The following is a 20241-nucleotide window of genomic DNA, read 5'->3' as shown; positions in this document are numbered from 1 at the left end:
CGATGTCACAGTCATCCACGCGCTCCGTTCTGACCTCAACGCACTGGGGGATTTACCAGTTGCAGATTGAGAACGCGACCATTGTCGGCGTGCAGCCCTGGGCGGAAGATCCGGAACCCTCGGCGATTGGTGAATCGCTGCCGGAAGCGGTTGATGGTCCGGTGCGCATTGCCCGCCCTTTGATCCGCCGTGGCTGGCTGGATAAAACCTCCCGCGATCGCCAGCCGCGCGGCCGGGATGAGTTTATCGAAGTGTCCTGGGACGAAGCACTGGGGCTGGTGGCGGGAGAGCTGGATCGTGTGCGGCGGCAGTATGGCAACCGGGCGATTTATGCAGGTTCCTACGGCTGGGCCAGCGCCGGACGTTTCCATCATGCCCAAAGCCAGATCCATCGTTTTCTTAATTTGGCCGGGGGCTATACCGGCTCAGAGAATACCTACTCATCCGCAGCGGGTGAAGTGGTGCTGCCGTATATCATTGGCAATCAGCGCGGGTTGGTGAGCCACTACACCACCTGGGAGCAGATCGCCAATCATAGCGGCCTGGTGCTGACTTTTGGCGGCTTACCTGGCCGCAATAGCCAGATTCAGGGCGGTGGCGTCGGCAGGCACAATCATCAGCAGGCGCTGCAACAGGCTGCTGAGCAGGGCGTGCAGTTTATTAATATTTCGCCCTGCCGCCAGGATATGCCGGAGCAGATGGCGTGTGACTGGTTGCCGATCCGCCCGAATACCGATACCGCGTTGATGCTGGCGCTGTGCAGTGAATTGATCCGGCAGCAACGGCACGATATGGCGTTTATTCAGCGTTATACCGTGGGTTTTGATCAGGTTCTGGCCTATTTACAGGGCCAGGACGATGGCATCACCAGGGATGCCGCGTGGGCTGCGCAAATCTGTGACGTGCCGCAGGCAAAGATTATCGAGCTGGCAGAGTTAATCGCCACGAAACGCACCATGATCATGGTTAACTGGGCCATTCAGCGCGCGGAATACGGTGAGCAGCCTTACTGGGCCGCTGTCACGCTGGCCGCTATGCTCGGGGATATCGGTTTACCGGGCGGGGGATTCGGTTTCGGCTATGCCTGTCTGAACGGTGTGGGTCAGGATGAACTGGGCTATCGCTGGCCGAGTCTGCCACAGGGGAAGAATCCGGTTGAGGACAGCATCCCGGTGGCGCGGCTGGCCGATATGCTGCTGTCACCCCATGCCGAATATGCCTTTAACGGCAAGACGCTGCGTTATCCGGATATCCGTCTGGTGTACTGGGCGGGCGGTAACCCCTTTCACCATCATCAGGATCTTAATCGTCTGGTTGAAGCCTGGCAGCAACCGGAAACTATTATCGTGCAGGAACCATTCTGGACGGCCACCGCACGCCATGCGGATATTGTGTTGCCGGTCACCACTTCATTTGAGCGCAACGATCTGGCGCTGGTGAACCGCGATAACACCGTAGTGGCGATGAAGCAGGCGATCCCGCCTTTCCGGCAAGCGCGTGATGATTACCATATTTTCCAGGGACTGGCGCGACTGATGGGCTTTGAAGCGTCGTTCACCGAGGGGAAAACAGCAGAAGACTGGGTTGCCGAACTTTATGAGCAATCACGCAGCCGCAATCCGCAATTGCCGCCGTTTACACAGTTCTGGCAACAGGAAGTCACCACCTTCCCGTTAGCGGAAAGCCATTTCAACGTGCTGGCAGAATTTCGTGCCGATCCGCTGGCTCATCCTCTGCGTACGCCTTCGGGCCGCATTGAATTGTTTTCACAACAGGTTGCCGATTTTGGTTATGCGCAGTGCCCAGGGCATGCGGTGTGGCTGGCACCGGATGAATGGCTGGGATCGGATCTGGCCCGGCACTATCCGATTCATCTGTTATCGCCACAGCCCGCGGACAAATTGCACAGCCAGTATGATCACGGCAAACACAGCCGCGACGGGAAAATCGGTGGACGTAATCGTCTGCTGATGAATGCAGCCGACGCCGATGCGCGGGGAATTGGCGAGGGCGACATCGTGCGCATTTACAACGCGCGGGGTCAATGTCTTGCCGGGGTGAGACTAACGGAGTCCTTGATACCCGGAGTGGCGCAACTGCCCACCGGTGCCTGGTTTGACCCGATCTATCTTGATGATGGCTGCCTGGATAAGCATGGCAATCCCAATGTCCTGACGCAGGATAAAGGCAGCTCTCCGCTTGCGCAGGGACCCAGCTGTAATTCTCTGCTAGTGGAAATTGAGAGCTATGCTGGCACGGCACCGCCGGTTACGGCATTTACCCCGCCGGATATTTATTACCAGACCGAATAAGCCGGTGGGTTATTCAGCATTAAATAAGCGTGAGAAGTCATGCGGTTTTTACAGCCAGGGTGATTTCATTCCGATTTGCAGTGGTATTAATTTAAATTTAAAAAGGTATGAATATGTCTTCGCAGAAATTCACATGTGAAAAGGTCATCACAGGTATTGTTGTTCTGGCCGACAGAATAATTGATGACGGTTTTGTCGCGATTAACCAGGGACTCGTTGTCGCGGTAGGTTCAGCAGAAGAGGGCGTGCCTGAAGCGAATGAGGTGATTGATTATCGTGGTAGCTATATTTTCCCCGGTGCGATTGATGCTCAGGTTCACAGCCGCAGTCAGAAAGACAATGAAGATTTTATCTGGTCAACGAAGGCGGCGGCGGCGGGCGGTGTGACCACCATCGTGGATATGCCTTATGATGCCGGGCGTTTAATCTGCAACGAAGAACTGTTTAACCTGAAAAGAGCAGAAGCAGAAGCTCAGGTCAGGGTTGATTTTGCTTTGTATGGCACGGTTCATCCAGAGGAAGGCAAACAACATCTGGCGGCGATGGCGCAGGCCGGTGCCATCGGTTTTAAATTCTCCAGTTTCGGCACCGATGCTCAGCGTTTCCCGCGTATTGCGCCGCATATGCTGCATGAATGTTTTAGTGAAATCGCCTCGCTGGGTTTAATTGCCGGCGTACATAATGAAAATGATGAGTCGGTAAAATTCCTGATTGAAAAATTAAAACAGGAAAATATTACCGACTACCGTGCGCATAATCTTTCCCGTCCTCGTTATACGGAAAATATCGCCAGTGCCGAAGTGTATGAACTGGGCGCGGAAACAGGTTGCCGTGCGCATATTGTTCACTGCTCGAATGGCCGTGGCATTCAATTATGCAAGAGTTATCGTGACCAGGGATACGATGTCACCGTCGAAACCTGCCTGCATTATTTAACGCTCAGCGAAGAAGAAGATGTTGCCCGGCTGGTCGGAAAGGCAAAAATTAATCCGCCGGTGCGCCAGAAAGCGGAACGTGAAGCCTTGTGGCAGCATCTGGAACAGGGAAATATTACCGTCCTTTCCACCGATCACGTTAGCTGGTCACTGGATCGCAAACAATCCGCCAATATGTTTGAAAATGCCTCTGGTGCCTCAGGCCTCGAACTGCTGGTGACGCTGGCGCTGACCGGTGCTGAACAACGCAATGTGGCCTTTCATCATCTAGCGAAAGTGCTGAGTTATAACGCGGCGCGGCTGTTTAAACTGGATAATTGCAAAGGCGCACTGGAATGCGGCAAAGATGCCGATCTGATCATCATTAAACGCGATCCCTATATCTATTCGGCGGCGGCCAGCGGCAATAACTTCTCTGGCTGGTCCCCTTATGATGGACGCGAAATCTATTACCGGGTTGAACGCACCATGCTGCGCGGTGAATGGGTCTATGCCGACAATGTGGTGACGGCAGAACCCGGTAATGGCCAGTTTGTGTCGCCACAGACCCGCCGTCAGGAGCCGGGCACATGCTGATCAACGACAATCGGATGTGGCAATGGCTGCAAACCCTGAGCCAGTACACCGACCCGGCGCAACCCTACACGCGTCGTTCGTTCAGCGATCGTTTCCTGCAAGGGCGCGGCTGGTTAACCCAGCTGATGCAGGAGCTGGGACTGGCGACACGCATTGATAGCGCGGGCAACCTGATTGGCACTCTCCAGGGGACGGATCCCGAGGCGGGAATTGTCGTTATAGGCTCTCACAGCGATACCGTGCCAGGGGGCGGGCGCTTTGACGGTATCGCCGGGGTGATTGCCGGGCTGGAGTGCGTGGCAGCAATGAGCCATGCCGGTTACCGGCCCCGGCACACCCTTGAAATCATCGATTTTCTGGCGGAAGAACCCAGCGAATGGGGTGTTTCCTGCGTCGGCAGCCGGGGAATCAGTGGCTTTCTCGATGAAAAATTACTGGCAACACCACACCCGGTCAGCGGAGAAACGCTGCGGGAGGCGGTACGGCGGATGGGCGGCAATCCTGACCAGCTGTCTGTCAGAAACGACATCACCGCCAGTTTTGAACTGCACATTGAACAGGGACAGATCCTCGAACATCACGAGGAGGATATCGGTATTGTCAGTGGCATTGTCGGGATTTTACGTCTGACGCTGACGTTAAGCGGCCAGGCCGCTCATGCCGGTACTACACCGATGGCGATGCGTCAGGATGCGCTGGTGGCGGCGGCCAACGTGATTCAGCGTGCCGATAGCCATGCGCGTGCGGTACTTAAAACCACCGATCATCATCTGACTGTCACCTGCGGGCAAATCTTTGCCTCACCCAACGCCAGCAATGTGGTGCCGGGTGAAGTCAGGCTGGTGTTTGACATCCGTTCAGACAATCACGCGCTGATGGAGGCATTTGCCGCATCACTGCGAGCGATCGCTGTACAGGCCGCACAGGAGTGCAGCGTCTCGTTGCATGACTTTGAAGTCCTGACGGACACCCATCCGACCCTCTGTCACCCGCAACTGATGGCGTTGATTGAGCAATCATGCCAGCAGCGCGGATGGCTATCCCGGGTCATGCCCAGCGGTGCCGGGCATGACAGCGCCTTTATCGCCACCCTCGCCCCCGCAGCAATGCTGTTTGTTCCCAGCCTGCTCGGCAAAAGCCACTGTCCGGAAGAGTGGACATCACAAGAACAACTGGCGCGTGGCATCAGCGTATTACTGGATTCTTTAATCGCTTTTGACCTGCGCGGCTCCTGAACACCAGACTGCCGCCCCTCATTCAGCGTTCATTGCGGGGCGGCACAGAAAATAAGGTAGTGGATTAATCATGATTTCGTTCGAGAACGTCACCAAACATTATGAAGATGGCACGCTGGTTGTTGACCGGCTGTCCTTAACGGCACCGACCGGGAAGCTCACCATTCTTGTCGGGCCATCAGGATGCGGCAAAACCACCACATTACGCATGATTAATCGGTTAATTGAGCATTCATCGGGGAAAATTTTACTTAATGGTCAATCCATCGAAGAAATGGATGTGGTCAAACTGCGCAGAAGAATTGGCTATGTGATTCAGAATGCAGGGCTTTTTCCGCATAAAAACATCATTGATAACATCGCTGTGACTGCCATTCTCAACGGTGCAACCCGCCAGGCAGCGCGTAAAACGGCACACGAATTGCTGGAACGGGTGGGGTTATCGGCAGCACTGGCAACCCGTTACCCCTGGCAGCTTTCGGGCGGACAGCAGCAGCGCGTCGGTGTGGCGCGAGCGCTGGCTTCTGACCCGGAATTTATGCTGATGGATGAACCTTTCAGTGCGGTTGACCCGGTGGTGCGTGAACAGTTGCAGGATGAATTTCTGCGTCTGCAACGGGAAATTGGCAAAACCATCATCATGGTCACCCACGATATTGATGAGGCGATGAAGCTGGGGGATCAGGTGGCGGTGCTGATGCCGGGCGGCAGACTGGCGCAAATGGCGTCACCGGCGACGCTGCTGACCGCGCCTAAAAGCCCGTTTGTGGCTGATTTTATTGGCCGTGATCGTGGCTACCGCCGTTTAACCTTCAGCCCATTGCACCCGCAATTGCCTCTGCAACCAGAGCCCAGTATCAGCGTGGGTGAGAGTGTGGCCAACGCCAGAGCGCTGGCTCAGGGGCGCTGGATTCTGGTCACCGAAGATCAGAAACCGCTGGGCTGGTTTGATGTGGAACAGACCACGGCAGCAACCGTTGACCTGCACGACATTAATCTTGGCAGCACCTTCTCGCCTTTATCCGGCACGTTACGTCAGCTGACGGACGCGGTGCTCAGCTCTCCCTGCCAAAGGGGCATTATTGTTGATGACCAGCAACGCCTGTTAGGGGCAATGGATTTTGATAATGTGCTGGAAACCCTGCGTGCCAGTAATAAGGAGGTGGGGTTATGAGGTTTGATTGGTTATTGCGGCAAAGCGATCAGATCTTCCAGCTGTTTATCTGGCATCTCTGGCTGTCGGTGGTGCCGGTGTTTATCGGTTTATTGCTGGCTATCCCGATTGGACGCTTAATTCAGGCGGTGCCGCGCCTGAAAGCGGTCATCCTCAATTTGTTTGGCCTGCTTTATACCATTCCCTCGCTGGCGCTGTTTATTTTGCTGCCCGCCGTGCTGGGAACACGCATTCTCGACACCATCAATGTGGTGGTGGCGCTGACGATTTACGCCTTCGCCTTATTGGTACGTACGGTATGTGATGGACTGGATTCCGTCGCGCCAGATATCCGCCAGGCGGCTCTTGCCCTGGGATACAAACCCTTGCAGCAATTTGTCGCTATCGATCTGCCGATCGCCATACCGGTGATTGCCGCAGGTATCCGTGTCGCCATCGTCTCTAACGTCAGCATTGTCTCGATTGCGGCGCTGGTGGGCACGCCACAGTTAGGCAGTTTATTTACCCAGGGTTTTCAGCTGCAATTTCTGACGCCGATCATCGCCGGGGTGGTGCTGTGTATTCTGCTGGCCTTTATCCTCGATAACCTGGTGGTCTATGGCACCCGTCGTCTGGTGATGTGGCAACCGGCAAGGAGAACATCATGATCGACTGGTTTATGAATGGTGCACACTGGACGGGCGATGGTGGCTTATGGGTACTGATCTATCAGCATCTGATTTACAGCGCGGTTGCCCTGATTTGCACCATGATCGTGGCCTTTCCGATTGGTTGCTACTGCGGCCATACCGGCAAAGGTGAACGGTTATTACTGGGTTGCGCCAATGCTCTGCGGGCTTTGCCTTCATTTGGCCTGATCATTATTCTGGTGATTGTTCTGGGACCGGTTTTCACCTCGGATTTAGCCTTTATCATCCCCAGCCTGATTGTGTTAATTGCCCTGGCGTTGCCTTCGATTATGCTTGGCATCTGGTCGGGAATTACCAGTATCGATCGTACCGTGATTGATGCCGCCAGAGGAATGGGATATTCCGACTTACGTCTGTTATTAACCGTAGAATTACCCTGTGCCTTACCCTTGATTATTTCCGGTATTCGTAGCGCAACGCTGCAAATCATCTCCACCGCTACCATCGCTGCTTATGTTTCATTAGGCGGTCTGGGACGGTTAATTATTGATGGGCGCGCACAAAACGATTATCAGCAAATGATTGCGGGCGCAGTGCTGGTGGCATTGCTGGCACTGCTGGTTGATTGTTTTTTTTCACTGCTGATCAGAATCATTGTTTCCCCTGGCATTTTACGGCGGGAGCCCCTGCTGAAATCACCCATTCGTTTATTTTCTACACGCAACCGGAGTCTGCTTAAATGAAATTGAGTCATTTGTTTGCCGTGTCACTGTTTTCTCTCGCGTTTGTTCAGGCATCTTATGCGGCAACGCCCGCCACCATTATTGTCGGATCGGCGGATTTTCCTGAAAGCCAGCTGTTAGCGACCATTTATGCGGATGCGCTGGCAGCGAAGAATATTCATGTTGAAAGGAAAATGAATATCGGCAGCAGGGAGGTATACATGCCTGCGCTCACTGATGGCTCAATCAACCTGATTCCGGAATATACCGGTGCGGCCCTGCAATATTTTGATAAGAGTTCTACAGCGAAAAGCAGCGATCAAGTGACCAGTGACCTGAAGAAGGTGTTGCCAAAAGGGATTGCCATGCTGACGCCCTCACAGGCTCAGGATGTGGTGACCCTCGCGGTGACGAAGAAAACCGCCAGTGAATATAATCTGAAAGATATCGATGATCTTAAGGATCACAGTAAAAATATGATCCTCGGCGGTCCGGCAGAATGGAAAACCCGCCCGGAAGGGATCCCCGGATTAAAATCGGTCTACGGCTTGAATTTCAAATCCTATAAAACGCTGGACGTGTGCGGTCCATTGACGCTTTCTGCCCTGGAGCATGGACAGGTGAATGTTGCCTGTGTGTTCTCCACTGACCCTGCTATTAACACTAAAAATCTGGTGTCGTTAAAAGATACCAAAAATCTTAATCCGGTCCAGAATGTCGTTCCCTTGCTGTCAGCCGCGAAAGCAGATAAGACCGTGAGTGATACGTTAAATGCCATTTCTCAGGCGTTAACCACGGAAGATTTGATTGCGATGAATGCGCGCCTTAATGATCATGATGATTTTGATACGATCGCCAATGACTGGCTTAAAGCACATAAAATAAACTAACGCCACGCGGTGGAAGAGGAAACTCTTCCACCTGATTATCATGACGGCTGGATATGAAATGAAAGACTTCATGCATGCGGTGTTGATGAAGCAAGAGCGTGTGCTATTAAGCGATCAGGGATGTTCCGTTGACGATATTGTGGCGATCGCTGCCGGGGCTAAAGTTTCTCTTGATACTGCCTCTCTGGAAAATATGCGCCAAACGCAGAGGCTTATGCAGAGCGCAATAAGCAGCGGCATGCCAATTTATGGCCTGACAACCGGTATCGGTGATTTGTATTCCGTCAAATTAACCCCTGAAGAGATCAAACGCACCCAGCTAAATATGCTGCGTAGCCACGCCAGCGGGGTCGGTGAACCGCTCGATGCCTGCAATGTCAGGGCGATTATGGCAACTATCATTGTGGCGATGCTGAAAGGTGCCAGTGGTGTATCACCTGAGTTGCTCGCCACTATGGTGGCCATGCTAAACCAGGGGGTAATTCCCCGCGCTCCCATGGGTGGCTCGGTGGGGTATCTGATTGCGACGGCGCATATCGGGCTGGCGGTATTTGGCGAAGGTGAGTCCTGGTATCAGGGCGAGCTGTTACCCGGCGCTGAAGCACTGCGTCGTGCCGGTATTGCGGTGCGTGAACCGGGGCCGCGTGAAGGGCATGCGCTGATCAGTGGCACTTATGAGATCAGTGGCCTGGGGGCAATAGCACTGGTCCGCTGCGAGGCGCTGATCAAGCTGGCCGATCTGGCGGGTGCGATGAGTCTGGAAGCCATGAAAGGGAATACCCGTGGTTACGATCCTCGGCTGCATCGCTTTCGTCCGCATCCTGGTCAGACCGAAACCGCCGAACGCTTAGTGAAAATTTTAGCGGACAGTGCAATTCTGGCTCACTATCGTGACCATCGCTTGCAGGATGCGCTGAGTTTGCGCTGTATTCCGCAGGTGCACGGTGCGGTGCGGGATGCCATCGCCTGCTGCCGACGCGTGCTGGAGATAGAAATCAATTCGTTAACTGATAATCCGGTATTTATTGTTGAAGATAACGCGTTAGTCGCCCTGCCTGGTGGTAATGGGCATGGTGCCCCGGTGGCACTGGCGCTTGATCATCTGGCGATGGCGATTGCCACTTTATCCACCATCTCGCAGGCCCGCAGCGATCGACTGGTGAACGGCCATTTGAGTGGTTTACCCGGATTTCTTTCCGCCGATCAGGGCGGTGGTTCGGCATTCTCCATCTCGCCGTGCGTGGCGGCGGCGCTGTCTGCCGAGAATCGCCTGCTGGCGGCCCCGGCGTCAGTCCACACCATGTCTACGGTGGCGGGGCAGGAGGATCATATTTCGCAGGGTGCAGCATCAGCGCGTAAAGCGCAGGCTGCCACCGATAATCTGGCCGATTTATTAAGTGTCGAATTGCTGTGCGCGGCGCAGGCACTGGATTTTCATGCACCATTACAAGCTGCCACCGCCACCGCAGCGGCGCTGCAACTGATCAGAACCAAAGTGGCTTTCCGCGATCGTGACCGCGCCATGTACCCGGATCTGGCGGCGGTGCGTCAGTTCATTGATAACGGCGAGTTGAATAAGATTGTTGATGCGGTAATGGCATAACGCGTGTCAGGCACCCAGCGGGTGGGTGCCTGATAAAACGATCAGAACACGACGGAATAGTTCAGCCCAAAGGTTCGGCCTCGCCCCTTGTAAGTATAAAGACCGGCATCACCGTAGGTTGGACTGTACAGACCCGGCGCGCGCTGGCCCCAGACGGTGGTGTAATCTTTGTCCAGCAGGTTTTCGACACTGAAGCTGAGTTTGCCAATCGGTAGGTCATAACTTCCCAGCAGATCCACCGTATTGTAGCCATTGATTTTTTTGCCATCCGCATCGGAAACATCGAAGGTCTGGGTGCTCTGCACCCGCAGATTCCAGTTACCTGGCGTCCAGTTAAGCCAGGCGCTGACTTTAGAAGGGCTGGCGCTATCTACGCTCAGCTTCTGCCATTGACCATCGACACGGGTTTCAGATTTGATCAGGTTGAAATTGGTCCCGGTACTCCATTCGCTGTCGCTAAAGAAATAATCCACCTGACCTTCCACGCCATAAATGCGGCGTTTATCGTCGTCGAGATTAATCGTCATATCTGTTTTGTTGATGCTGATGGTTTTATCTGACAGGGAATAATAGGCCGCGATTTGGCTGCGCACATTATCGCCGGTAAAACGCCAGCCAAGTTCATAGGCATCAACCTTGATACCGTCCAGTTTTGAGTTATTGACGTTGACGCTATTGGTCAGATTGTAGTGACCATTACTGAGCTGATAGGTGCCGGATCCGTAATATTTCGCCAGATCCGGGATTTCAAAGCCTTGCGAAAAATTGAACCACAGCTGCTGACGTTCCGTCAGATGTCCCAGGATACCGGCATTGAAAAGCAGGTTGTTGTAGTCGGTGGTGCCGCCAGGCACCGCATCTGCCGAGTTGGCTCGACCCGTGGCAATCGCCTGCTGCTGGGCATAGCCGACAAAATCATCCACTTTATTTTTGGTGTACTGATAACGTACGCCGCCACTCAGCGTGATGGCGGCAAAGTCGTAGCTGGATTGCAGGAACGGCGCGAGGTTAGTAATACTGTAACCTGGGTAGCGACCCACGTTGTACGCGTTGTTCAGCGTCATCCCACCACTGGCGGCAGCAGTGGTGAGGTCAAAAAATTGCTGATTCGCATCAAAAGTTTCATGTTCTGCATCGATACCATAAGTCAGCGTCAGGGCATCAACCGGCTTGCTGTTCAGCGTCAGTTTTCCGCCATAAAAATCCGTTTTTTGTTGTGATGCACCGATGCTGGTAACGCGCCCACCACTGAGCGTCGGGAAGGGGTAAAACGTCAGACTTTCATCGCGATAGTAAATCTGGGCAACCAGATCCTGACCGAGGAAATCGGTATTCGAGTATTGCAGATTAATCAGATGACGTTCAGTGCCGGGCAGACGATCCGAATCCAGATTGCCGCTATTGTAAGCATTGCCCGAGCCGGTCACGGCGGAGAAGTTCTCTCCCAGATACAGGCCGTGTTTGCCATCCGATTCGCTTTTATAATACTGCGTGGTCAGCTGCAATTGCTGATGGTCGTCGATGTTGAGCGTACCGGTGCCCATGACATCCAGGCGGTCGGAATATTGCAGCCCGGTCTGGGTGTTATCGATAATGACTTCATCACCCTTGCCGTCATACCAGCCACCATAACGCTGGTATGCCACAGACAAGCGACCGGCTGCCTTGTCATTACCGCCACTGACCGCTGCGGCGATGTTCTCATCATGATCGTTATGGCTGTTGAATCCGCTTTTAAGCCCGGTTTGTACTTCAACCTGCGTCTCTGGCTGACCTTTTTTGGTGACGATGTTGATCAGGCCGCCGGTACTGCCGCCGCCATAAAGCGATGTCGCCCCTGAAATCACTTCAATGCGTTCGATATTAAAAGGATCAATGGAATCCAGCTGACGGCTGTCGCTGCGCGATGAATTGAGACGCACACCATCAACCATCACCATCATGGAGCGTCCACGCATATTCATACCGTAATTGGTTCGCCCCTGACTGCTTACGTCCATACCGGGAATGAGCTGCGCCAGAATTTCCTTCAATTCCTTGCCGCCACGGGCCTGCTGCTCGATCTCGGCTTGTTCGACAATCCACGTGGTTTGGGCCATTTCCGCCACGCTGCGGTGTGAACGGTTGGCTGACACCACCAGCTGTCCCTCCGGTGACTCCTCCGCCCAGGCAACGGAAGAGAGCATGGCAAGCAGGCAGGGTTTTATAACCCAGAGATAAGGTTGTTTCATGGTTATCTTTCCCAGAAGGTATTTTAGGTTATTGTTTAATAATGATTTTATTGCAATGCGGGTGGAGCTCAGGAGAAGGGCGAGTCATCAATACCGGCCGGGTCATCGCGTTAATACCCGGATTTACAGAAGGGTGATTCATAAGGGAAACTCATCTTATTATTGATAATGATTATCGTTATAATATGTATTTCTTTTACATTCTCAACAATATCCTGAAATATTTACACACTTATTTTTAGCGAAATCCTCACAAAATTAATGCGTTTGTCCTTCAGGATGACAGGAAGATGCACCTAGCGCTGGCACAATCTTCCATGGCAAAACCCGAAATCTGTCTCAGGCTTTTAAACTATTGCGCTGCACCAGCAGCGCCTGAAACACCCGGCGGTTCGGCGTATCGGCGGTGGGGGACAGCAGCAGTTCGCAGGTGGCTTCGGCCATCTCGGCCAGCGGCTGGGAAAAGGTGGTGAGTTGATAACCCAGCCAGCTGGCCTGCTCGATGTTATCGAAGCCAATTACGCTGATATCCTGCGGAATGCGCAGACCAAACTCATACCTGGCAGCGTCCATAAACCCGCAGGCGATAAGGTCGGTGACGCAGAACACGCCATCCGGGCGTGTTGTCTGACTCAGCAGTTCACACGCAGCATCGACACCGCTTTGATAGCTGGCGCTACCGGGCCTGACCAGCGACACCTGGGTCCCGGCCTGTGCTGCCGCTTCGAGAAAGCGGGTTTCGCGGATCACCATACTTGGCGAGCGTGCAGAGGAGGACACCAGCGCGATGCGATGGCAGCCCGCGTTAGCCAGCAGATTAAAGGCTTCATTCATGGTCGAGCTGTAATCGATCTCAATGCTATCTGCTCCGGCAAACTGCCCCATACGGTTGATCACAATCACCTGCTGCCCGCTTTGCAGACAGATTTCAATCAGCGAGCTGGGGGGCTTGCCTGACAGCACAATGGTGGCCGTAGAACGGTAGTTGAGCGTCTGTTGCAGGGCTTCTCTGGCGCTGTCCTCGCCGTCATCGGTGTTGATCACCATCACCGCCCGGCCATATTTATTCAGGCTGCGGGTGAGATGCTCCAGTAAACTGGCCTGGTACGGCGACGCCAGGTTACCGCCGAGGATACACACCGGGCGGCTGGCCTCTTTGGAGAGGCCGCGCGCCAGATGATTGACGTGATAATTAAGCGCCTGTGCGGCCGCGAGCACTTTACGCCGGGTTTCCGCCGAAACGCTGCTGCCAGGGGTAAAGGTGCGCGACACTGCGGAACGGGAAACGCCCGCGAGGCGCGCCACCTCGGTGGCGCTGGCAAAACCCGGATTTTTATCGCTCATGACGCAAACCTGCCGCGCTGAGTGCGTTTTCGATGGCGATGGCATGCTCCGCCAGCCGGGTTAGCGAGGGTTTGGGTGTTTCGAACCATTCATCCGGATGGAGCTGACGCTGGTCACGGACCACGGCCAGGGCATCGTCCAGTGTTGGATAGCGTTGCGGACACTCAAGGTGCATAAACAGCGCCACCAGCGCCACTGAGCGACTGCGCCCGCCACGGCAGTTCACCAGAATATTGCCCCGTTTGCGGTTGCGGTAGGAGGGTTTATCAGGAATCTGCTGCTGGAGCGCCGAGCGCATCAGGTAATAACCGGCATGCAGCATTTCCGGCGCATTACCGTCACCGTCAATCAGCCCGATTTTGTAGTAACGCACTGCGCCGGAACCGTGATTCAGCAGATGCGCTGCCGCAGGGTCCTCCGGGGTAGTGACCCAGTCGATATCCAGATTCACCGCGCAGTTAATCACGATACCAATATCATGTTCGGCCAGCAGCGCCGCATCGCACACGCCGCTGGAACCGCCGATATAGATATCCACGTCCCAGCCGGGAAAATCGCTGACGATTAAACTGAGCGGCGGGCGGGGATAATGCGTTGTCAACGTCGGGAGCGGCACTGCCGGAATGTCCAGTGGGATGCCCGATGCGCGCGCAACGGAGGCCGCGATGCCAGGCGCAGCGGCCAGTACCGGCAGGCCGTTAAAAATACCCGCCGCATCGCCAGGAATGGGCCCGGTCTGGCCGCCTGCTTCGCGTACCAGCAGCAAGCCCGCGAGACAATCCCAGGCATTCATATGCAGTTCAACATAACCATCGGTGCGTCCTTCCGCGACCCAGGCCAGCGCCAGGGCACCGGAACCGCCGCGACGCACGCTGGCCCCCTGGTTCAGCATGGCAGCCATCACGTCGAGATAGCGGCGCTGACTATGACGGGAAGACCAGCCCAGTTCTAAACAGGCCTGCTGCATATCGTCAATGGCGTTACAGTGTAACGGTTGATCATTTTTCAGCGCATAGTGGCCACGGCGCGTCTGGTAAAGCTCCTTGCTGACCGGGTTGTAGATGGCACCCAGTTCGGTGATGCCCTGGTGAACCCAGGCAATACACACGCAGAAATGGGTGATGCCGCGGGCATAGTTGGCGGTGCCATCAATCGGATCGACCACCCACAAACTCTCTGCACTGGCAGGGGGATGGGCGCTCTCTTCGCCCAGCACCAGGTCGTTGGGGAAGGCGTCTTTGATGGCCTGTAACACCAGCGCTTCAACCGCAGTATCGGCTTCGGTGAGAATATCCTGGTGTCCTTTGAGTTGATATTCACCCGCTTTGCGCGAGTGAAAATAGCGCAGTGCGGACTCTCCCGCCTCGATGACAATGCGTTTCAGCGCCGCTTCTCGTTGTGCTATATCGATAATGGTCAAGGTTATCTGCCTGTGATGAAGAGAAAAAGGGTGATCGCCTGGTCTGGTCAATCGCTATTTTTGATAGTTCAGGCTCCAGATATCCTGCCAGTCCTGACGGCTTTTCCAGTCGTTTTTGGCGGTTGCCGTCAGGTATTCCATCAATTCTGCCCGGTATTTTTCGATGCCGGAGGCTTCATCAGCAGGCAGTTTTACCGTCTGATTGGTCGACATTTTGCCGTCTACGCCCTGTGGGGCGATGCCTTCAGCCGTTAACAGATAATGAATAAACAGTTTAGCCGTATTCGGGCTATGGCTACCGGTGGCTATCACCCCGAGGCTGGGATAATTCCAGCCGATAAAGGGCTTCATGCCGCTGCACAGACCCAGTTTCATCCCCAGCTTGTTGTCGCGAAATTTGGCAGTTGAAACCAGTCCAACAAAGTCAGTTTTGCCATCCGGTGCGCCAATGGCGGAAGCGGCATCGTTGTCAGAATGGGTGAGCAAAACGCCGTTGCCTGCCAGCGCCTTGACAAACGCCGCGGTGGCCGATTTTTCATCGGTATGCAGCGGTTTGCCGAATTCCTGCTGGTAGGCATCGCGGATCTGCTGATCGTAATGGGTTTCCATCTGACTGAACCAGTCGGTATACGCGGGTTTGCTGGTGGGATCTTGCATCGCCACCCGTCCATGCCACTGCGGCTCGGTAAGCTGCCAGATATTGGTGACCGGGCAGGTGGTGTGATGTTCGGTGTTGTAGGCGAAGACATTGGGTGCCAGCACCACGGTCAGCGGTTGCTGATAGCGGGCGGCAATGTTGCCGCGCAGATCGTCCGGCACCCAGCTTTGGGCATAACCTTTGTTGATCAGCTGCGTCATCCCGGCTGGTGCATCCTCGACGATCGCCACATCCGTCCTGACATTCTTTGCCTGCGCTTCACGGCTCATGATTTCAATAATCTGCGGGGCATCGGCTTTTACCCCGGTCGCCTGTAACCCGTATTGTTCACTGAAGGCTTTCGCCTGCTGCACAATCTTCCCGGTGGAAGCGTAGACGGTAATCGGTTGTTCTTTTTTGGCGGCAGCGATCAGGGCCTGCAAATCGAAGGATTCCGCATGGGCCAGCGGGCCGCTGAGTAAGGTACTGGTGACGAAAAGGGTGGTTAAACGACGTTTCATTTTGCTTCCATCATCAAGTGAACAATTGGGTTAAAGCGCAGCAACACGCTGCCCGTGGCTGTTAAAGAAATGCAGGGAGTGAGCGGGTAACTGGCAATGCACCTGCTGCTGTGCCTGCCAGCGTGGTCGCAACTGGGTGGAATGGAACAGATGATCATTGCCAGCCACCAGTTCAATCACCCAGCTGCCGCCAGTGGGCATGATGTTATCGATGGTCATTGGCACGCTGTTGCTGACGGATTCCGCGCTGATCACCACTTCTTCTGGCCGGATCCCGCAGACCTGCGCAGGTGCGTCCAGCGAAAAGCGCTGCTGTAAATGCTGCGCCAGCGGGCTTAACGGCTGATCAAGCGGGATCATATTCAGCCTTGGCGTGCCGATAAACTCGGCGACAAAGCGGTTCGCCGGGGTGGCATAGATTTCATCCGGCGTGCCGACCTGCTGCATCTGCCCGGCGCTCATCACCGCGATGGTGGTGGCGAGAGTCATCGCCTCCCACTGATCGTGGCTGACAAAAACAATGGTGGTACCGAAGGTGGCATGTAAGCGGCGCAGCTCGGCGCGCATTTCCAGCCGCAGCGTGGCATCGAGGTTAGACAGCGGTTCGTCAAGCAACAGCACGCCGGGGTTAACCGCCAGCATACGCGCCAGGGCAACACGCTGCTGTTGTCCGCCAGACAGCTGGGCCGGATAACGCGCGGCGTAATCGGCGATACGCAGTTTTTCCATCACGTCGCGGCACCGGGCAACACGCTCTTTAGCCGGGACTTTTTGCAGGCGCAGACCGAAATCCACGTTTTGTTCCACGGTCATGTGCGGCCACAGCGCGTAGCTCTGAAAAACCAGGCCGATACCGCGTTTCTCAGGGGGCAACCAGGTACCCTGAAGCACGGAATCCACCACCTTGTCTCCGATGATGATTTCGCCACCGCTGGCATGCTCAATCCCGGCGATCATACGCAGGATGGTGGTTTTACCGCAGCCGGACGGTCCGAGCAGGCACATAAATTCGCCGTCTTTCACTGTCAGGTTGATGTTATTCACCGCTGGCGCGCTGCTGCCAGCATAGGTTTTGGTCAGATTGGATAAATGGATTGAGGGCATGTTAGTTCTCCAGACCATCGGCCAGACCAGTTCCGGTGATTTTCTGAATCATCACCGTGCCAGCCCAGGAAATAAGCGCAATCATCAGCACCACGGCGTTGGCCGCCTGCTGGTAGTTGTAGTCAATCAGACGCAGGGAATACGTGGTCAGCACGTCCGTAGCCGGGGTCGCGAGGATGACGAACAGGCTCACGCCTTTAATGCCAGAAATAAACGGCAGCAGGATCCCGGTAGCCAGCGGCGCTGCCTGAATGGGGATCACAATGCGGGAAATGCGCGCGAACCAACCGGCACCGGCGATACGCGCCGCTTCTTCCGCTTCTTTGCCTAACTGGGTCATCGCCGCGATGCCGGAACGGCTGGCATAAGGCATTTTTTCGGCAATCAATGCCAGGATGAGAATCAGCGGGGTGCCGTATAACGCCGGTACCGGCCCGCGAGCCACGGCAAACAACGAAAGAAAGGCGGCAGCAAAGGCGATGCCGGGCACCAGATACGGCAGGAAGGTTAACTGACGCAAGAAAGCTGCGATCCAGCGCGAATGGCAGCGCATCACCGCATAACCCACCAGTAAGCCCAGCACCCCACAGGCCGCGGAGGCGGAGCCGACGATCAGCAGGGTGTTCCACACCGTATGCCAGAATTCCGGCGTCAGCAGGATGCCGTTATGCAGGGCAACAGTATCGAGGTTGTGCCCGATCCAGTACGCCAGCGTAAAGTTGTCGGCGGTGAAGCGGCCTGGCAGGGTCATCACCGTTGACAGGAACAGGGTGATTAGCGGAATCGCCACCCCCAGCAGCACAAACGTCAGCGGCAGGAAGGAGGCCAGCATGCGCCAGGATCCCAGCTGGCGGCGACGTTCCATCACGCCTTTGCCACCGACGGTGACAAAGCGTTTTGCCTCGCGCAGCATCTTCATATCGAGGATCAGGGTGATCATCCCCATCAGCATAATCACTGTGGCGATAACCGCTGCCACGCCGGACTGGCGCGTACCGATCGCCCGGTATAACCCGGTGGAGAGGGTGTCGAAGTGCACCGGAAGCCCGAGAATATACGGCAGGGCGAACTCACCGATGCAGTCGGCGAAGATCAACAAGGCGGCAGACAACAGCGCCGGGCGCATCAGCGGAATGATAATTTTCCAGGCAATGGTGCGGCGCGAGGCACCCAGCACCCTGGCGCATTCTTCCATCTGGCTATCCATGCGCTTCAGGGCATTGCCGACAATCAGGATCACCAGCGGCGCGTAGTGCAGCACCATGATCACCACAATCGGGAAGTAACCATAGGCCACCCAGTTTGGCGTCTGGATCCCCATCGCCTCCAGCCAGCCCGGCTGGCCGCCAATGGCGTGGTTTTTAAAAATGGTGGTCCACGCCAGGGCGAAGGTCCAGGAGGGCAGCATAAACGGCACGATAAGCAGGGTGGCGAATCCCTTTCTGCCCGCGACATCGGTGCGGTTGATCAGCCAGGCCAGCGTCATCCCGACGATCAGTGCACCCACCACGGTGCTCAGAGCCACGGCCAGCGTATTGAGCAACGGTGTCCAGAGCAGCAGATCCGACATTTTTGATGTCAGGGTGCGCAGCAGGTAGTAAGTGGTGAATGCGCCCTCGGTGGCATCGGTGCGACCTTCGTCACCACTTTGCACCAGCACGGCATTCAGCAGTACCGCAACCACCGGGGCAAGAATGATCCAGCTAAACAGCATCATCAGCAGTGCACCCAGCAGATTGGCGGGTTCCTGGCTGATGATGGACAACGTGTGGCGGAGCTTCGTCCACGCTATGTTGCGCGGGTGTGTTTCGGCTTGATAAGACACAGATGCATCCCTGTCGGTTGAAAACAGACAGGAATATATCGGTGCAATGTTACAGTTTTGCGACCTTTTTGCACATATGTGCAAAATGTTGCGCGCGGCAAATTAACCGGCGGAAACGGGTGATTCACCTAAGGGAATAGCAGCCTGTTGCAGGCATTCGATAATCAGGCGGTGCAAGGGGGCATTATGGTTGGCATAGCGCGTGACGACGATCAGTTCGCGATAAAACGTCAGGTCGCCGAGGGGGAGAATACGCAAGGCACACTGCCGCTCCGTCCATAAACCCGCCCAGGGAACCAGCGCGATACCTAAGCCGCTCTCTACCATTTTTACGATGGCATCGATTTCATCCACTTCCAGCGCCAGTTTGGGTTCCAGACGATGTTCGCGCAGAAACATGCTGACCTGACGCCCACCAAATGAGGTGCGATCATAGCGAATAAACGGCTGGCTGCGCAGCAACGCCAGCGGTTCATCACCCGTAAGCGTGGCGGGCGTAATCAGCACATAAGGTTCGCGCACCAGCGTGTTATGCCACAGCTCTTTCGCCAGCGGAAATCCCGGTTTGATCACTACGGCAAGGTCAATATTCCCGGCTTCAACCTGGGTCAGCAGATTAAAAGAAACCCCCGGCAGCAGTTTGGTCTCCAGTCCTGGTGCGGTGGCGTGCAGTTGAGTCAATGCCTGCGGTAACAATCCGGTCTGAATCGAGGATATCGCGCCAATTTTTATCGAACCGCGATAATCATTCAGGTTTTCGGGCTGCGCCATGCGGGAGAAGATTTGCAGAATCTCTTCGGCCATCGGTAACGCGCGATTGCCGTCAGCATTGAGAATGGCGGTGCGACCGGAGCGGTCAAACAGCTGCATTCCCAGCGCCTCTTCGAGGCTGCGAATTTGCGCACTGACTGCCGACTGGGTTAAGCCAATCCGCTGTCCGGCGGCGGCAAAAGATCCTAACTGAGTTACTGCCACAAAGGTTTTTAGCTCACGCAGCATAATATCCACACTCATCGAAAAAATTGTTGTTTGACGAAAAATATATTCGCTTTTAATAAAAATTTTATCCTTATTATCACAGAA

At 55.1% G+C, this 20241-nt stretch carries 15 protein-coding genes; 8 read left to right on the top strand and 7 right to left on the bottom strand.

Features of this window, described 5'->3' with window-relative positions; all coding sequences use genetic code 11:
* Positions 1–2 precede the first annotated feature (2 nt).
* The 8 genes from HA50_RS24005 (at position 3) to HA50_RS23970 (ending at position 10076) form a co-directional block, all read left to right on the top strand.
* Positions 3–2312, top strand: coding sequence for a molybdopterin-dependent oxidoreductase (locus HA50_RS24005; RefSeq protein WP_084879316.1), 2310 nt, complete (start codon positions 3–5; stop codon positions 2310–2312).
* A 113-nt stretch (positions 2313–2425) separates the two neighbouring features.
* Positions 2426–3823, top strand: a complete 1398-nt coding sequence (locus HA50_RS24000; protein WP_084879315.1) for a dihydroorotase — start codon at positions 2426–2428, stop codon at positions 3821–3823.
* Positions 3817–5058: a Zn-dependent hydrolase gene (locus tag HA50_RS23995; protein WP_084879314.1), complete on the top strand. Its 1242-nt coding sequence runs from the start codon at positions 3817–3819 to the stop codon at positions 5056–5058. The genes HA50_RS24000 and HA50_RS23995 overlap by 7 nt, the downstream gene beginning before the upstream one ends.
* Positions 5059–5128: 70 nt before the next feature.
* Positions 5129–6232, top strand: a complete 1104-nt coding sequence (locus HA50_RS23990; protein WP_084879313.1) for an ABC transporter ATP-binding protein — start codon at positions 5129–5131, stop codon at positions 6230–6232.
* Complete coding sequence (locus HA50_RS23985; protein WP_084879312.1) at positions 6229–6879, top strand: ABC transporter permease; 651 nt, start codon at positions 6229–6231, stop codon at positions 6877–6879. The genes HA50_RS23990 and HA50_RS23985 overlap by 4 nt, the downstream gene beginning before the upstream one ends.
* Positions 6876–7604: an ABC transporter permease gene (locus HA50_RS23980; RefSeq protein ID WP_084879311.1), complete on the top strand. Its 729-nt coding sequence runs from the start codon at positions 6876–6878 to the stop codon at positions 7602–7604. The genes HA50_RS23985 and HA50_RS23980 overlap by 4 nt, the downstream gene beginning before the upstream one ends.
* The gene (locus HA50_RS23975; RefSeq protein ID WP_084879310.1) at positions 7601–8473 is read left to right on the top strand and encodes an ABC transporter substrate-binding protein; all 873 of its coding nucleotides are present in this window, start codon (positions 7601–7603) and stop codon (positions 8471–8473) included. The genes HA50_RS23980 and HA50_RS23975 overlap by 4 nt, the downstream gene beginning before the upstream one ends.
* An 85-nt stretch (positions 8474–8558) precedes the next feature.
* Positions 8559–10076 carry an HAL/PAL/TAL family ammonia-lyase gene (locus HA50_RS23970; RefSeq protein ID WP_084880202.1) on the top strand — a complete coding sequence of 506 codons (1518 nt, stop codon included), beginning with the start codon at positions 8559–8561 and terminating at the stop codon, positions 10074–10076.
* Between the two features lie 41 nt (positions 10077–10117).
* Here the strand turns inward: HA50_RS23970 and HA50_RS23965 are convergent, their stop codons facing one another.
* The 7 genes from HA50_RS23965 to HA50_RS23935 form a co-directional block, all read right to left on the bottom strand.
* On the bottom strand, positions 10118–12307 hold the full coding sequence (locus tag HA50_RS23965) for a TonB-dependent siderophore receptor (protein ID WP_084879309.1): 2190 nt from the start codon (positions 12305–12307) through the stop codon (positions 10118–10120).
* Between the two features lie 339 nt (positions 12308–12646).
* A complete protein-coding gene (locus HA50_RS23960) occupies positions 12647–13651 on the bottom strand; it encodes a LacI family DNA-binding transcriptional regulator (RefSeq protein ID WP_084879308.1) in 1005 nt (334 codons plus the stop codon).
* A complete protein-coding gene (locus HA50_RS31620; RefSeq protein ID WP_084879307.1) occupies positions 13641–15071 on the bottom strand; it encodes an inositol monophosphatase family protein in 1431 nt (476 codons plus the stop codon). Before HA50_RS31620 ends, HA50_RS23960 begins: the two co-directional genes overlap by 11 nt.
* Positions 15072–15125: 54 nt before the next feature.
* Positions 15126–16229 (bottom strand): ABC transporter substrate-binding protein, encoded by a 1104-nt coding sequence (locus tag HA50_RS23950; protein WP_084879306.1) that lies wholly within the window; start codon positions 16227–16229, stop codon positions 15126–15128.
* A gap of 30 nt (positions 16230–16259) precedes the next feature.
* The gene (locus HA50_RS23945; protein WP_084879305.1) at positions 16260–17333 is read right to left on the bottom strand and encodes an ABC transporter ATP-binding protein; all 1074 of its coding nucleotides are present in this window, start codon (positions 17331–17333) and stop codon (positions 16260–16262) included.
* Position 17334: 1 nt separating this feature from the next.
* Positions 17335–19158, bottom strand: coding sequence for an ABC transporter permease (locus tag HA50_RS23940; protein WP_084879304.1), 1824 nt, complete (start codon positions 19156–19158; stop codon positions 17335–17337).
* Between the two features lie 102 nt (positions 19159–19260).
* Positions 19261–20172 carry a LysR family transcriptional regulator gene (locus tag HA50_RS23935; RefSeq protein WP_244193661.1) on the bottom strand — a complete coding sequence of 304 codons (912 nt, stop codon included), beginning with the start codon at positions 20170–20172 and terminating at the stop codon, positions 19261–19263.
* Positions 20173–20241 lie beyond the last annotated feature (69 nt).

Origin of the sequence: Pantoea cypripedii, from assembly GCF_002095535.1 — a bacterium.
GTDB classification, from domain to species: domain Bacteria; phylum Pseudomonadota; class Gammaproteobacteria; order Enterobacterales; family Enterobacteriaceae; genus Pantoea; species Pantoea cypripedii.
The sequence above is the reverse complement of the archived record's forward strand: the minus strand, read 5'-3'. Positions and strand labels throughout refer to the sequence as shown.

Bases quoted from the DNA above. Each gene is read 5' to 3' on its own strand.
- HA50_RS23980 (WP_084879311.1), top strand. From the start codon at position 6,876: ATGATCGACTGGTTTATGAATGGTGCACACTGGACGGGCGATGGTGGC.
- HA50_RS23985 (WP_084879312.1), top strand. From the start codon at position 6,229: ATGAGGTTTGATTGGTTATTGCGGCAAAGCGATCAGATCTTCCAGCTG.
- HA50_RS23965 (WP_084879309.1), bottom strand. From the start codon at position 12,307: ATGAAACAACCTTATCTCTGGGTTATAAAACCCTGCCTGCTTGCCATG.
- HA50_RS23990 (WP_084879313.1), top strand. From the start codon at position 5,129: ATGATTTCGTTCGAGAACGTCACCAAACATTATGAAGATGGCACGCTG.
- HA50_RS23960 (WP_084879308.1), bottom strand. From the start codon at position 13,651: ATGAGCGATAAAAATCCGGGTTTTGCCAGCGCCACCGAGGTGGCGCGC.
- HA50_RS24005 (WP_084879316.1), top strand. From the start codon at position 3: ATGTCACAGTCATCCACGCGCTCCGTTCTGACCTCAACGCACTGGGGG.
- HA50_RS24000 (WP_084879315.1), top strand. From the start codon at position 2,426: ATGTCTTCGCAGAAATTCACATGTGAAAAGGTCATCACAGGTATTGTT.
- HA50_RS23975 (WP_084879310.1), top strand. From the start codon at position 7,601: ATGAAATTGAGTCATTTGTTTGCCGTGTCACTGTTTTCTCTCGCGTTT.
- HA50_RS23970 (WP_084880202.1), top strand. From the start codon at position 8,559: ATGAAGCAAGAGCGTGTGCTATTAAGCGATCAGGGATGTTCCGTTGAC.
- HA50_RS23935 (WP_244193661.1), bottom strand. From the start codon at position 20,172: ATGAGTGTGGATATTATGCTGCGTGAGCTAAAAACCTTTGTGGCAGTA.
- HA50_RS23950 (WP_084879306.1), bottom strand. From the start codon at position 16,229: ATGAAACGTCGTTTAACCACCCTTTTCGTCACCAGTACCTTACTCAGC.
- HA50_RS23995 (WP_084879314.1), top strand. From the start codon at position 3,817: ATGCTGATCAACGACAATCGGATGTGGCAATGGCTGCAAACCCTGAGC.
- HA50_RS23945 (WP_084879305.1), bottom strand. From the start codon at position 17,333: ATGCCCTCAATCCATTTATCCAATCTGACCAAAACCTATGCTGGCAGC.